General features: G+C 36.1%; 14 protein-coding genes. 7 read left to right on the top strand and 7 right to left on the bottom strand.

All coding sequences use genetic code 11. The features are described 5' to 3' along the window. Positions 1 to 11 precede the first annotated feature (11 nt). The 7 genes from J0L69_14995 to J0L69_14965 all read left to right on the top strand — a co-directional run bounded on the left by J0L69_14995 (position 12) and on the right by J0L69_14965 (position 8,184). Complete coding sequence (locus J0L69_14995; GenBank protein ID MBN8694499.1) at positions 12 to 953, top strand: ion transporter; 942 nt, start codon at positions 12 to 14, stop codon at positions 951 to 953. A 408-nt stretch (positions 954 to 1,361) separates the two neighbouring features. Next, positions 1,362 to 2,174: a TlpA family protein disulfide reductase gene (locus tag J0L69_14990; protein MBN8694498.1), complete on the top strand. Its 813-nt coding sequence runs from the start codon at positions 1,362 to 1,364 to the stop codon at positions 2,172 to 2,174. Positions 2,175 to 2,225: 51 nt separating this feature from the next. Next, positions 2,226 to 4,325, top strand: a complete 2,100-nt coding sequence (locus J0L69_14985; protein ID MBN8694497.1) for a peptidylprolyl isomerase — start codon at positions 2,226 to 2,228, stop codon at positions 4,323 to 4,325. A 65-nt stretch (positions 4,326 to 4,390) separates the two neighbouring features. Further along, on the top strand, positions 4,391 to 5,236 hold the full coding sequence (locus tag J0L69_14980) for a hypothetical protein (GenBank protein MBN8694496.1): 846 nt from the start codon (positions 4,391 to 4,393) through the stop codon (positions 5,234 to 5,236). Positions 5,237 to 5,314: 78 nt separating this feature from the next. Next, a complete protein-coding gene (locus tag J0L69_14975) occupies positions 5,315 to 6,652 on the top strand; it encodes a peptidylprolyl isomerase (GenBank protein MBN8694495.1) in 1,338 nt (445 codons plus the stop codon). 4 nt (positions 6,653 to 6,656) lie between these two features. Beyond that, on the top strand, positions 6,657 to 7,619 hold the full coding sequence (locus tag J0L69_14970; GenBank protein MBN8694494.1) for a MoxR family ATPase: 963 nt from the start codon (positions 6,657 to 6,659) through the stop codon (positions 7,617 to 7,619). A 52-nt stretch (positions 7,620 to 7,671) separates the two neighbouring features. Beyond that, complete coding sequence (locus tag J0L69_14965) at positions 7,672 to 8,184, top strand: hypothetical protein (GenBank protein MBN8694493.1); 513 nt, start codon at positions 7,672 to 7,674, stop codon at positions 8,182 to 8,184. Positions 8,185 to 8,251: 67 nt separating this feature from the next. On the opposite strand, the gene J0L69_14960 is transcribed toward J0L69_14965, so the two are convergent. The 7 genes from J0L69_14960 to J0L69_14930 form a co-directional block, all read right to left on the bottom strand. Continuing rightward, positions 8,252 to 9,835, bottom strand: a complete 1,584-nt coding sequence (locus J0L69_14960) for a DUF2341 domain-containing protein (protein MBN8694492.1) — start codon at positions 9,833 to 9,835, stop codon at positions 8,252 to 8,254. Between the two features lie 17 nt (positions 9,836 to 9,852). Then, positions 9,853 to 10,125: a hypothetical protein gene (locus tag J0L69_14955; protein ID MBN8694491.1), complete on the bottom strand. Its 273-nt coding sequence runs from the start codon at positions 10,123 to 10,125 to the stop codon at positions 9,853 to 9,855. A gap of 120 nt (positions 10,126 to 10,245) precedes the next feature. Then, positions 10,246 to 11,526, bottom strand: coding sequence for an insulinase family protein (locus J0L69_14950; protein MBN8694490.1), 1,281 nt, complete (start codon positions 11,524 to 11,526; stop codon positions 10,246 to 10,248). An 18-nt stretch (positions 11,527 to 11,544) separates the two neighbouring features. Further along, entirely contained in the window at positions 11,545 to 12,159 is a 615-nt protein-coding gene (locus J0L69_14945; protein ID MBN8694489.1) for an adenylyltransferase/cytidyltransferase family protein, read from the bottom strand. 42 nt (positions 12,160 to 12,201) lie between these two features. Further along, positions 12,202 to 12,579, bottom strand: coding sequence for a GxxExxY protein (locus J0L69_14940; GenBank protein MBN8694488.1), 378 nt, complete (start codon positions 12,577 to 12,579; stop codon positions 12,202 to 12,204). 51 nt (positions 12,580 to 12,630) lie between these two features. Continuing rightward, positions 12,631 to 13,869 (bottom strand): insulinase family protein, encoded by a 1,239-nt coding sequence (locus tag J0L69_14935; protein MBN8694487.1) that lies wholly within the window; start codon positions 13,867 to 13,869, stop codon positions 12,631 to 12,633. Positions 13,870 to 13,883: 14 nt separating this feature from the next. Then, complete coding sequence (locus tag J0L69_14930; protein MBN8694486.1) at positions 13,884 to 14,831, bottom strand: nitronate monooxygenase; 948 nt, start codon at positions 14,829 to 14,831, stop codon at positions 13,884 to 13,886. Between the last annotated feature and the right edge of the window lie 31 nt (positions 14,832 to 14,862).

Genomic DNA, 14,862 nt, shown 5'->3' with positions numbered 1-14,862 from the left:
TACGCAAAAGTATGCAAGCGAAAAGTAACAAAAGTCACGAGCAGGTGGAATTGGGTTTTGGCACCAAGTCGTACAATAATAACGTTCGTTTTTTGAATAAAGACGGTACCGTTAATGTGCGCCGTAAGGGCTTGCGAAGTTATGATAATATAGATGTTTATCATTGGCTTATAACCACTAGTTGGACAAAGCTTTTGATTGTAATTCTTGCTTTTTATGTATTGGTAAATACACTGTTTGCTTGCATTTATTTTGCCTTAGGTTATGAGCATTTCGGCGGTATAGAGGGGTTTACCGGTCCGGATCGGTTTATGGATTTATTCTTCTTTAGCGCGCAAACACTCACTACGGTAGGATATGGGCATGTATACCCCAATGCCAATCATGTAAGTACAGTAGCCGCCATCGAATCTTTGTGTGGTTTATTAGGTTTTGCCTTGGCAACCGGGGTTATTTACGGACGCTTTTCCCGACCTAAAGCAGCTTTGATTTATAGTGAAAATGTATTGATATCTCCATACAAAGAAGGAAAAGGATTGATGTTTAGAATCGCCAACTCTAAACAGAATGAGTTAATTGAAATTGAAGCAAGCGTTGTGTTGTCTTACACCAATCTGGAAACCAATAAAAGAGAATTTAACGGTTTAAATTTGGAGAGGAATAAAATTAATTTTCTAACTCTAAGTTGGACCATCGTTCATCCCATCGATGAGCAAAGTCCTATGTATAATTTAACATCCGAGGAATTGGTGAAGCGTGACGCAGAACTAATTATCCTGATCAAAGCCATCAACGATACTTATTCTCAAAACGTTTATTCACGTATGTCTTATAAAGCATCTGATTTTGTGGATAAGGCCAAATTTGTGCCTGTAAAACAAGATTCTGACAATGACGGACATATACTCATCAATTTGTCTGATATCCATAAATACACTCCCGTACATAATTAATTTCTGTTAAAAGCGTTATAGGCTTTTAATTGCGGAACAATATTTGCTGTTAAAAAAACTTAAGCGATTATTGCTTATATTTAATGTTTTTAAATTTGTTAAAATTCAATTATGAACAGAATACAATCGATACTATTAGCTGCTTTTTTAGGAGGCGCCATCATGGCTCAAAAACCTTTCGCTTTTACAGTAGAAGGCAGCGTTAAGAACTATACAAACCGTTACATTTATTTAAATCACAAATGGGGAGAAGATTTTCATACCGATTCAGCTAAAGTAGAGGGTGGAAAATTTAAGTTCAGTTCAAAGAGCCAAGAACCGAATATGTATTGGTTAACATTCACTCCAAACCCAAATACTCAGCCCAATATTGTATTTTATGTAGATGCCGGTAAAACCACTGTTGAAATGAACATGGATTCGCTTCAGAACTTAAAAGTAAAGGGCGGTCAAAGTCAGAAGGATTATGAAGATTACCGCATTATGATGACGGTTTTCAGCATGCAGCAACAGGAATTGGTTTCACAGTATAACGTGGCGCGTTCTAATAACGACATGGCTACCATGCAAGCAAAGCAAGCTGAGTTCGAACAGTTAACCAAAGGGGTAAAAGACGGATTAAAGAAATTTATTAAGGATCATCCAAAATCACCGGTAAGCGGTTACATCATTTATGCAGAATTCGCTAATCCTAACTTCACCATGCAGGAAGTAGAGGAAGCCATTGCTCTCATGGATAAGGCAGCCATGCAAACTAAATTTGGTAAGCTTGCTCAAGAACGTTTGGACAATTTAAGAGGAACTTCAATTGGGTATAAAGCAACCAACTTTACACAAAACACAGCAGATGGTAAGCCTATCAAATTATCGGATTATAAAGGGCGCGTTGTATTGGTTGATTTTTGGGCCAGCTGGTGCGGACCATGCCGTGCAGAAAATCCAAATGTGGTTGCGGCGTATCAAAAATACAAAGACAAAGGATTTACCGTTTTAGGAGTTTCGTTTGACCAAAGTAAAGAAAAATGGTTAGATGCTGTTCAAAAAGATCAGTTAACCTGGGATCATGTGAGTGACTTAAAAGGCTGGGGTAACGAGGTTGGAAAAATCTATAATATAACGAGTATTCCTCAAAACCTGTTGATTGACAGGGATGGTAAAATTTTGGATAAAAACTTACGCGGACCGGCTTTAGAGCAGAAGCTAAATGAAATATTCAAATAACCCTTAATTCAATAAAAAAATTAAATTTGCATTCCGTTTAAAATTAAACTTATGAAGAAGATTTCAATTGCAGTTTTATTTGCAGCTTTTACAATGCCCTTAGCGGCGCAAACCAGCGAGCCAGTGGTGATGACCATCGGCGGTAAACCGGTTTATAAATCTGAATTTGAAAGTGTGTACAGAAAAAACAACACTAAAACTACTTCAGATGAGAAGTCGGTACGCGATTATGCGGATTTATTCTCATTGTTTAAGATGAAAGTGTTTGAAGCCGAATCAATGGGCTTAGATACAGCACAATCATTTAAAAATGAATTAGCAGGTTATCGCCGTCAGCTATCTGCGCCTTACCTAACCGATAAAAACACCAACGATAACTTGATTACAGAAGCTTATGAGCGCATGAAGTATGAAGTGAAAGCAAGTCACATTCTTATTCGTTGTGCTGAAACCGAGTTTCCTAAAGATACCTTAGAAGCATTTACACGCGCTACTTTAATTAGAAATGGCATCATGGGTAAATTACCTACTGCGGCTCAAATAAATGATTACGATCGTTTATTGAAAAATTCTACTCAGGTAAAATCAGACTTGGCTAAAAAAGATAGCGGACTTTATAAAGCAAAATTAAATTCAGTAAAGAAACTTGCTGAATATTATAAAACAACGGGTGCGGATAAATTTATGGAAATAGCACCTAAAACCAGTGATGATCCTTCAGTACCGGATAACAAAGGTGATTTAGGATATTTCACGGCATTAGACATGGTTTATCCTTTTGAAACTGCCGCTTACAATACAAAGCCAGGAGAAGTTTCTAATGTGGTTAGAACCAAATATGGTTATCATATTTTAAAAGTATACGATAAGCGCAATAATCGCGGTGAAATGACAGCAGCTCACATCATGATTAAGTTTGCGAAAGATGCAACACCTCAAGATAAAGCTAATGCTAAAACAAAAATTGATGAGATTGCAGGAAAAATTAAGGCCGGCGAAAAATTTGAAGAATTAGCAAGAACTTTTTCTGATGATAAACAAACTTCTGACCGTGGTGGACAATTAACCCCATTTAAAGGTGGTCGTTTACCAAAAGCTTTTGAAGACGCCGCATTTGCATTAAAAGAAAACGGTGCAGTTTCAGAGCCGGTTGAAACACCGTATGGCTGGCACATCATTAAGCGTATTGATGTGAAAGGACTTTCTCCTTTAGATCAAATGAAGCCTGAATTAAAAGCCCGCGTACAACGTGATAGTCGCTCTCAAATGGGACGCAAAGCATTAATTGCTCGTGTTAAAAAGGAAAGCAACTTCAAAGAAAACGCGAAGAACCGTGACGAATTATTGAAAGTTTTAGATACAACTTATTTAACAGCAACATGGAAAGCAACTGCGGCGGATAAATTAGGAAACAAAGAAATCATCACCATGAATGATAAAAAATTCGGACAGAGCGAATTTGCAAAGTTTATGGAGTCTCAAATGGTGTATCGCAGTCCGACAGATTTAAAAGATTTGTTGTTACAGCTTTATGAGAAGTGGGTTGAAGAAATGGTTGTTCAGTACGAAGATTCTCAATTAGAAACAAAGAATGCGGATTTCAGAAATTTGTTACGCGAATACCGCGATGGAATTTTATTATTTGATTTAACCGATCAAAAAGTTTGGAGTAAAGCAGTGAAAGATACAGCCGGCTTACGTGAGTTCTATAACAAAAACAAAAATAATTATTTGTGGGGCGATAGAGCGGATGTAACTACTTACCGTTGCACCGACGAAAAAATCGCTGCTGAGGTGAGAAAGATGTTAGCGAAAAACAAAGGTGAGAAGGAAATCCTTGAAGCCATCAATAAAACGTCTCAATTAAATTTAGCGGTAGAAAATGTGATGTTCTTAAAAGGTGAGAATAAGAATATTGATGATAATTGGAAAGAAGGAATTGTATCCAAAAACATTAAAGATGATAAGGACAGTAAGTTTTTAGTGATTAAAGTAAATAAGATTATTCCTAAATCACCGAAAGCATTAAATGAAGCACGTGGTGCAGTTACTGCAGATTTCCAGGTTAATTTAGAAAAAGAATGGATCGCTTATTTAAAAAATAAATATCCGGTGAAAATTGATGAAGCAGTTTTGAAAACTGTAAAATAAGAGAACCTGAATTTATATTAAAATTAAAACGGCTGTCGAACAGACAGCCGTTTTCATAAATAGAATTGAAATATTACGTATACATATTCCTTTTTTGGTTGGTTTTTACGGCTTGCAATAATTCAAATCAGCAAACCGATGAAAAAGCAATTGCTATTGCGGGTGAAAAGTCGCTAACCGAAAACGAGTACAAACGTTTTAATTTTTTCAGCGAATCAGTGAAAGATAGTAGCGCTATGGCGAGAAAGTTGATTGAAAATTGGGCCAAGGACGAATTGTTTTATCAGGAGGCCAAACAAAAACTTCTGCCGGAAGATATGGACATTGAAGCGGAAGTAGAAAGGTATCGTAAAGAGCTTATCAATTATAAATATGAAGTTAAATTGATAGAAAACAATCTGGATACCGCAGTAACGAAGGAAGAAATTCAGGCCTACTACGATGCTAACCGCGATAATTTCATTTTAAAGGATAATATCGCTACGGTAAATTATTTTAAAATTCCGGTTGCGTCTAAGGCCATTGATAAATTCAAAAAGGCTATTTATTCACCCAATCCTAAGGATAAAGATCAGTTGAAAAATTTGTGTTTACAGTACGCCGATAATTATTTCATGAACGACAGTACATGGTTATTATTGGAAGATATTAAAAAAGAAATTCCGCAATTACGCGATGTGCCTGAGTTTAATTTTTATGCAGGACGTTATTTTGAATTTACAGATAGCTTAGCCTGGTACTATCTGAAGATAAAGCAGATTAAAGTTAAGGATGCTTTGTCCCCTATCAATTACGAATCGGCAAATATTAAGAAAATCATTCTTAATCAGCGAAAAATGAAGCTTATCAGGCAGTACAAAGAACAAGTAATGGAGAAAGCTAAATCAGAGGGAAAATTCAAGGTGAATTGATTGTTAAAAAACTCAAATTTACCCCTAGTAATCAAAATCTTATCCGCAAACAAATTTTTATGCTTAACTTAGCTCTCTATGCTAAAAAAAGCGTTTTTTATACTATTTCTTGCACTCGGTTTTAATTTATCGGCACAACAAGTCATCGACAAAGTGATTGCGGTTGTGGGTAAATATCCACTTTTACTTTCTGATTTCGAAACCTACCAAATTGAAAAACAAAAAGAGGATCCCAATGCACCAAGATGTAAAGCGTTTGAAGAAATTCTTTACAGTAAATTATTGTTGGCTCAAGCCGACCGAGATAGTGTTGAGGTGCAGGATGCAGAAGTTGAACAGGAATTGGAAAAACGTTTAGCGTATTATATTCAAATGTTTGGTGGCGATGAAAGTAAGTTTGAAGCTTTTTATGGTAAGCGCACAAATGTTTTCAAAGATGAAATGCGAGATGATGTGCGTGAGCAATTATTAGCACAAAAAATGCGTCAGCGTATTACCGGTGAAATTAAATTAACGCCTTCAGAAGTTCGTCAGTATTATAATTCTTTACCTCAGGATAGCTTACCTGTTATAAATACTGAGTTGCAAATTGCACACATTGTAAAAATGCCTCCTGTTAATGAGCAGGCAAAAGCGGATGCGCGAGCAGCGATTGAATCATATCGCGAGCGGGTTTTGAAAGGGGAGAGCATGAGTGTATTGGCAGCTTTGTATAGTGAAGATCCGGGCTCAGCTAAAAATGGCGGACGCTACGAATCAGTTATGCGTGGGGTAATGGTTCCTGAATTTGAAGCGGTAGCATTTCGTTTAAAGAAGGGCGAAGTTTCTGAAGTATTTGAAACACCATATGGATATCATTTTATTGAAATGATTGCGCGTAAAGGTGAAACAGTTGATTTACGCCATATTCTCATTGCACCTAAAATGTCGCAGTTAGATGTTTACAACGCAAAATTGTTTTTAGACTCGTTACAAAAGCAAATCATTGAAGGGAAAATAACTTTTGAGGAAGCAGCGAAAAAATACAGCGATGATAAGGAAACAAAACAAAACGGTGGTTTATTAATTAATCCAATGACGGGCGCAACCAAATGGGAGAATGAAGAAATCAGTCAGATGGATCAAAACTTAGTTTTTGTATTTGATAAGATGAATGCAGGTGATGTTTCAACACCGGTGCAGTATAATTCTATGGATGGCAAGCCTGGTTACCGAATCATTACTATTATTTCACGTACCGATCCACACAAAATTAATTACAAAGATGATTACGCTAAACTTTTAACCATGGCTACATTTGAGCGTCAGCGTAAATTAATCAGAGAATGGATTGAGCGTCGATCAAAAGTTACTTATATAAAAATTGATCCTGAGTACAATTGTAAATTCGAATACAACTGGCATATATCAAATTAATTCTATGCAATTTAAATCAGATACAGAAGCGGCAGAAGCATTTGTTGCCAAATACAAGCAACTTAATTCGGAAATAGGTAAAGTTATTGTTGGACAACAAGACACGATTAAAGATGTTTTAATCAGCGTGTTTTGTAAAGGACACTGTCTATTGGTTGGTGTTCCGGGATTGGCAAAAACTTTATTGGTTAATACTATATCTGATGTTTTAGGTCTAAGTTTCAATCGTATTCAGTTTACACCTGACTTAATGCCCGGAGATATTATTGGTAGCGAGATATTGGATGAAAGCCGGAATTTTAAATTTGTAAAGGGACCTTTGTTCGCTAATATCATTTTAGCGGATGAGATTAACCGTACGCCTCCAAAAACACAGGCCGCATTATTAGAAGCCATGCAAGAGCGTCATGTAACGGCCGCCGGAAAAAAATACGAGTTAGGAAATCCTTTTTTTGTTTTAGCTACTCAAAATCCAATTGAGCAAGAGGGAACTTACCCTTTGCCTGAAGCGCAATTAGATCGTTTCATGTTTAATGTTTGGTTAGATTATCCGAAGTTTGAAGAGGAATTGCAGGTGGTGAAGCAAACAACAACATCGAGCAATGTTAAGCTAAACAAAATTTTAACTTCCGAAGAAATTTTAGCTTTTCAGGAATTAGTGCGCAAAGTACCGGTGGCAGACAATGTAGTGGAGTACGCTGTTAAATTGGTGAATAAAACACGATTGAACAGTGAGTTTTCTTCTGATGTTTCAAAGAAGTATTTAGCATGGGGCGCTGGTCCGCGTGCTTCCCAGTATCTAGTATTGGGCGCAAAATGCCACGCCTTATTAAATGGAAAATTCAGTCCGGATATTGAAGATGTAAAAGCCATCGCGATACCTGTTTTAAGACATCGTGTTGTTTTAAATTATAAGGCGGAAGCGGAAGGAATGAATGTTGAAAGTATTATTAAGCAATTAATGTAATGAAGCAGAAATTTGATTTCGCTTGATTACGAATTCTATAAAAAGATTATAAATGGAAAATAAGCCCGAAAGTTTTGAGGAAAAAGCAAAGGAGTATTTTGATGAGAAGAAATACCGAACCATTATCGTAGGAAAAGATGGTTATAAAAGTAATGAGGATTTAGAGGATGCTATTGCGGCATTGGTAGAAGATAAAATCAGCACGGAAGAGAAGGAAGAAATTTTAAAGCATTTAAAAGCGAGCAAAGCAAAGCAAGCTTTATTTAAGGCTATTCAGTCGTCAAAGAGTGATGCTAAAAAGGCTAAATTAATAGCAGCGTGTTGGGAGATTGATTTAGATTGCACAGATGACTTTTTGTTTTTTGTTGACTTAACCTGCAATGAAGATTTTAATGTTTCGTTAGAAGCTTTAACAGTCATCGAAAACATTGAGAATGCGATTCCCGCTAATCAATTGGAACAAGCGCAAAAACAAGTAACGGCCAAAATAAAAGAAAAGCCGGATAACATTGATTTGTTGGTAGATTTACTGCAGATTATCAAAGATAGATCAGAAGCGGTTTAAAAAAAATATTCAATCAAATAAAAAAGGCCATTCATAGGAATGGCCTTTTTGTTTTCGTAAGGTTGAATTACTCAACAATAATTTTGTTTGTTGTCGCCTTTCCATTTATACCAACTTTAATAAAGTAAATGCCTTTAGAGGTTGATGCTAAGTTAATGTTTTGGTTGCCTTTTTTCATTAACTGACTGAATACAACTTCTCCTAATGCATTGGTAATTTCTACTTGCGCATCCGCAGGTAATTCAATCATGAATTTACCATTGTTAGGGTTAGGGAATACATTAAATGAATTATTAGCAGCTATGTTGTTGATGCCTGTACATGCGCTCACGTTTTGTGTAACAATACTCGTGTTAGAACAACCGGTTACTGTATTAGTTCCGGTAACAGTGTAAGTTGCGTTAACGGTTGGAGAAACAACTATTGAAGCACCACTTCCTGCCGGTAACCAGACATAAGTATTCGCGCCTGTTGCAGTTAATGTTGCATTTTGTCCGGCACAAATTAAAGTATTGCTGGTAGTCGCGCTCACAGTTGGAAGCGCGTAAACATTAATAGCTACTGTATTTGTTGAAGCAACAATACAACCGGTTTGTGTTCCTGAAACTGTATAGGTAGTACTTACACTAGGAGTAACTGAAATAGAAGCACCGTTTATTGCTCCCGGATTCCATGTATAAGTATAACCTGTTGCTGTCGTTGATGCGCTGATGGTAACAGAAGCATTCGGACAAACAGAGCTGGCACTTTGTGCAACAGAAATTGCCGGTGTAAGTCCCATTGAATAAGTTGGAGCAGGAGTGATGTTGTTTTTCCAATAGAATTGTAAATCCGGATAACCGTAATGGTAATTTGTAAGAACATTAGTAGGGAATGTGTTTTGAGTACAGCTGTTGCAATAACGCATATCAAAATACGTAAGCTTGCTGTTTATCTGACTGGATGTTCCAAAATAGTACCCATCGCTCACATCTTGATACAATTGAAGAACGTATTGTGTTCCTTGAGTTAACCAAATCGGATTTGGCAGTGGAGCATAAGAATAAGTTGCAGCCGGACCGCTTACTTGAATTTGTGAAATGATGTTAGTAGTGGTATTATCAAATAAAGTAACATAGCGAGTAGTTCCTGTTGGTTCACGTTTACCAAAGCTCGTTACCAAAATGTCTTCATTCGGAGAAAAACGGAATCCGCGTTGAGAGTTACCAACACCACCGGCACCGCCTGAACTAACCGAATCAGTAGAAGATTTCATACCAATGAATACACCCGGAACAGATGAAACAGATGTAGCTGAACTATTTCCATGAAAGAAATAGAAAGTACGATTACCTCCCGCAGGAATAGTATCGATTTTAACCCAAACAATGGTTGTTGCTGTATTGATACCAGACTCTAACCAATGGTTGTATAAAGTACTACCATTACAATTTTTTCCAAAACGAATATCGTCGCCGGAAGTTTGCATTTGAGAAGCTGCAATAAGTGATTGCGTGTTAATAGTAAGTTTTAACTGGTAATCAATGGCAGTTACGCTTGCACTGTTGTAAACAGTGATTGGTGATACATTGGAATAACCGGTTAACTGGGCTTTAGTGGTAAATACAAAGCCTACTGCTAAAAACAATAAAGAGTATATTTTTAATTTCATGTGAGTTAATTTTAATGTTATTTATTAGAGTTATTTGTGCTAATAATTTTAGCTTTTTTCATTTCGGCTAATTGTTGTTTTTCCTTTTTTAATTCCTCAGCCGGAAAAGAAGGATCGGATTCATCAATTTTAATCTTATTTTCCAGTTCCTTAATTTTTGAACTTTTTTCTTTTTCAGATGCAAAAGAAATTGAGCTGGATGTTTTTTTGGAAGTAGGAGCTTCCTGTGCACATAGGGATGTAGCACCAAGACCAAGAATGATTCCGGTCAGATAAATGGTTTTTTTCATAGTAATAGGGTTTTAAGTAAAATTAAACTATTAATTCGATTCATTTAAAGAAATGTTCAAAATAATAGAGTAGAACTAATATAAATCAGTTTTTGGAGATAAAATAATTATAAATGAGTATTAGCGTTTACCTGCCACACACTCAATTAAATCATCTTGCTGCAAGTATTTATTGGCTAAATCTCGTAATTCAGCAGACGTCACATTTTTTACGCTTTCAAAGTAGGTGCTGTAATAATTGTATCCGAGATTAAATTCATAAATAGCTTTGAACTTTTCAGCAAGCGCGAATGGTCCGTCCACACTTCGTAAAAACTGACCTAAAATATAATTGCGAACCGTTTCTAATTCTTCTGTACTCACTAAATCTTCGCGCAAACGTTTTATCTCTTTATAAATTTCATCCAATGCATTGTTTGTGACATCAGCACCAACCTCAGTGCTAATCGCGAAATAACCTGCATTAACATACGACGTTAATCCGGAGCCGATACCATAGGTGTATCCTTTATCTTCGCGAATGTTTGCCATTAAACGCGAACCGAAATAACCACCCAATATTGTATTTAATACCTGAAATTTGAAATAATCGGGATGTGTTTTATTGAATAGCACACGGCCAATTCGGATGGCCGATTGAATTGCATCATTCTTCTCCACTAAAACGTGTTTTTGTCCGGTTGATTGAATGGCCGGCATTTTTTTTGTGACTGCTGCCGGATTCCCCCACTCACTTTTTCCGAAATGTTGATTAAGAATATTGATAAGATTTGCGGAAAAGTTTCCGGATACAACAATAAAACAGTTTTTGGAGTTATAATGTGTTTTGTAAAAATCGAGAATATCCTGACGCTTTACTGTATCGAAATCTTCGTTTTTTAAGTCGATGCCATACGGGTGTGTTTCCCCGAATAGTAATTCCGAAAACTTTCTTCGCCCTAAATAATTTACTTTTTGTGAATTAATTAAATGTTTCTGTTTTCGGTTGGCTAAATAGATGTCAATTTCACTCTGCGGATAAACAGAATCTTTTACCAAGTCTTCCACATAAACTAAACTTTCATTCAAATATTTGTTTAATGAATAAAGTGTAACCGACGAAAAATCCTGTCCGGCTGATAATTCTAAAAACGAACCGTAATAATCGATGTTTTCAGATAATTGTAAAGCATTATATTTTGTGGTTCCATTTTCGAGTAAGGTATTGGCCGTGGAAGAAAGTAAAGTTCGGTTTTGATAAAACATACCTGCTTTAAAAATGAGCTCCACTTTGGTTAGTTCCTGCGAACCGGCATTAATACTGAAAACAGGAATGCCATTGTCCAATTTTTTTTCTTCAGCTTGAATAATGTCAATCTTTTCAATGGTTTTAAATTCCGGCGCAAGGGTTCTGTTTATCATGGGAATGAAGTATAAGTATTAATCTAAAAGATATTGCTGATGTTTATTGAATTTCTCCAGTGTTCTGATACCGGACGAACTGATATGTTCGAAATCTTTATTGCAAAAAATATTAATGATTTTTACATCCGGTTTTAATTCCTGTATGTAGCGATATTGATTTTGTTCATATTGAAAATCTGTTGAATTTCTTAATCCGCGGATGACTGTTACATCATACTTTAATGTGTCAAGAAAATCGGTGAGTAAAGAATCGTACTCGCAAATCTGACGATTTTTAATTGTTTTAGGCAGAGGCCAGTTTCTACCTTCCTTGGCGGGATTTTTTCCAAAGGCAATGATTACTTTATCGAAAATTAATTCCGCTTTTTGCAATACATTGTAATGTCCTTTATGAAAAGGATTAAAGCTTCCTGCAAAAACACCAATTTTAGGTTGATTGTATTTTACGAATGAAATAAGCGCATCGAGTTTTCTATCTTTATTGATTTTCGACAAATGTTTCAATCGTTCTTCGCGATATACCAGGTAATCGTGACTTTGAAATTGATTAAAAATCATTTTCTCGGTTTCCAATTGTTCTTCAAATGGTTTTTGAAGATAATGGTCGATACTATCTTTAAAATCTATCATTTCAGTTTGTTTCCCGCGGATATCGCAGATATACGCAGAGGTTTATAAATTATTTACTTTTCTATAAATTGAATTCGAAATATTATCAGTATTAAAATTAACTAAAATGCCCAACTTCTTATCATATAATTTTAAATAGGTCAAAACTTGTTTATGGTGAACATCCGCTAATTGTTCAACTGATTTTACTTCAATAACAACTAGATTATCCACTAAAATATCAATTCGAAAGCCCACTTCAAGTTTTTGACCTGCATAAATTAATGGAACAGGTACTTGAGTTTTCACGGACAATCCTTCTCGCTGAAGCTGAAAAGCCAAGGCTGCTTCATATACAGACTCTAATAATCCGGGACCAAGTTCATTATAAACTTTAAAGATGCACCCTCTTATTTTGTATGAAATTTCATTTTCAATTATATCTTCTTTATGCATAATAACATCTGCGATTATCACCGAAATCTGCGGGACTTATTTCTTTTTTAGATAATACAAAGTAGAGCAGTTGTTTTCGTCAAGAACTTTGTTAGCGATATCTTTAATATCATTAGCCGTAACAGCTAAATATTTGCCTATCTCCTGATTAATATAATCAGCATCTCCCATTAATTCGGAAATAGCCAGATTCGTTGCTTTATTTAAAACATCCGTTTCGGAAAAAGTAATGCTCGATTCAACTTTGTTTTTACATTTCTGTAATTCGTTTTCCGATACTAAACTGTTTTTAATTTTATTGAGTTCATGAATGATGGCTTTTTCAGCCGCTTCAATATCAACACCATTACTTAATTTTCCGGATACAACAAATAATCCCTCGTCAAAATCGCCCATTACGTAAGCATTTATTTCGGAGAACATAGGATTATCTTTTACTAATGAATTATATAAACGTGAAGAATTTCCTCTCGATAAAACATCCGATAGTAAATCACATGCATAGTAATTTTTATCATGACGAGACACCATATGGTAGGCTTTGTAAATGGAATCTACCGGTACATCTCTTTCAACGGTAAGTTTTCTCGCTTCGGTTTGCTTCGGCTCTTTAGGTAAATTTCTTTGCGGTTTAGTTCCTCCGGCAATTGGCTCGAACCACTTTTTTGCTAATTGTTTTACATTTTCCAACTCTACATTTCCGGCTACAACCATAATGGCATTACTCGGATTGTAATGCTTCTTAAAAAAGGATTTTACATCCTCCATGGTTGCATTTTCAATGTGCGAAATTTCTTTACCAATTGTTGCCCATTTATATGGATGAGTTTTATACGCTAGCGGGCGTAACAATAACCAAACATCTCCGTATGGTTGATTTAAATAGCGTTGTTTAAATTCTTCGATAACAACATTTCTTTGAACTTCTAAACTTTTGTCAGTAAACGCTAAACTCAACATGCGATCGCTCTCCAGCCAAAAAGCAGTTTCTAAATTTTCTGAAGGAACAGTGCAATAATAATTTGTAATATCATTCGTCGTGAAAGCGTTATTTTCTCCGCCTACCAATTGCAGTGGTTCATCATAATTGGGAATATTAATACTCCCACCAAACATTAAATGTTCAAATAAATGCGCGAAACCTGTTTTGTTTTCATCTTCATCACGCGCACCAACATCGTATAAAATATTGACACAAGCCATCGGCGTCGACTTGTCTTGATGAACAATAACAGTAAGATTATTTTGTAGTTTAAACTTTTCGAATTTTATCATAGTATAGTCGCGAATCAGAATGTTAAGTTACCGATTCTTTTAATGCAGGAATTAAAGTCTTTTATTATTTCTTCTACTATATCGGCGGCGGGTTTAATTTCGTTGATATCACCGCTAATTTGTCCGATTTCTAATTCACCTTCGGTTAAATCGCCCTCATACATGCCTTTTTTAGCTCGTGCTCTTCCTAAAAGAGTATTCAGTTCTTCAACCGAAGCGCCATTCTTCTCAGCTTCTAATACTTTATTGCAAAAGTCATTTTTAATTAAGCGAACTGGTGTCAATTGCTTAAGTGTTAAAATGGTATCGCCTTCCTTTGCTTTCACAACAGAATCTTTAAAGTTTTGGTGCGCTGAAGATTCCGGTGTTGCCACAAATCGACTACCAATTTGCACCGCATTGGCCCCTAAAGCAAAGGCCGCCGCCATTTGTGAACCGTAACCAATACCGCCGGCAGCTATCAGCGGAATTTGAATAGCTTTGCGAACTTGAGGAATTAAAACCATGGTAGTAGTTTCTTCCCGGCCGTTATGTCCACCGGCTTCAAAACCTTCAGCAACAATCGCGTCAACACCGGCTTCCTGACATTTTAGGGCAAACTTTACATTGCTCACGACATGAACAACTTTAATTCCATGTTCTTTTAAATGGTTGGTCCATGTTTTTGGATTCCCTGCGCTGGTAAATACGATTTTTACTCCCTCTTCAATGATTATTTTCATATGTTCCTCAATATTAGGGTATAGAAGGGGAACATTCACGCCGAAAGGTTTACCGGTCGCAGCTTTACATTTACGAATTTGGTCTCTTAAAACGTCCGGATACATAGAACCCGAGCCAAGTAAACCTAAGCCTCCGGCATTAGAAACGGCAGAGGCCAATTCCCACCCGCTGCACCAAATCATTCCGGCTTGAACAATCGGGTATTTTATGTTAAAAAGAGAGCAAATTGGATTTGACATAGGGATTAAAATTTAGTATATTTAAGCCATA

This window comes from Bacteroidota bacterium, assembly GCA_017303905.1.
Lineage (GTDB): Bacteria > Bacteroidota > Bacteroidia > B-17B0 > Aurantibacillaceae > JAHEYG01.
This window is presented reverse-complemented; position numbering and strand designations above follow the sequence as displayed.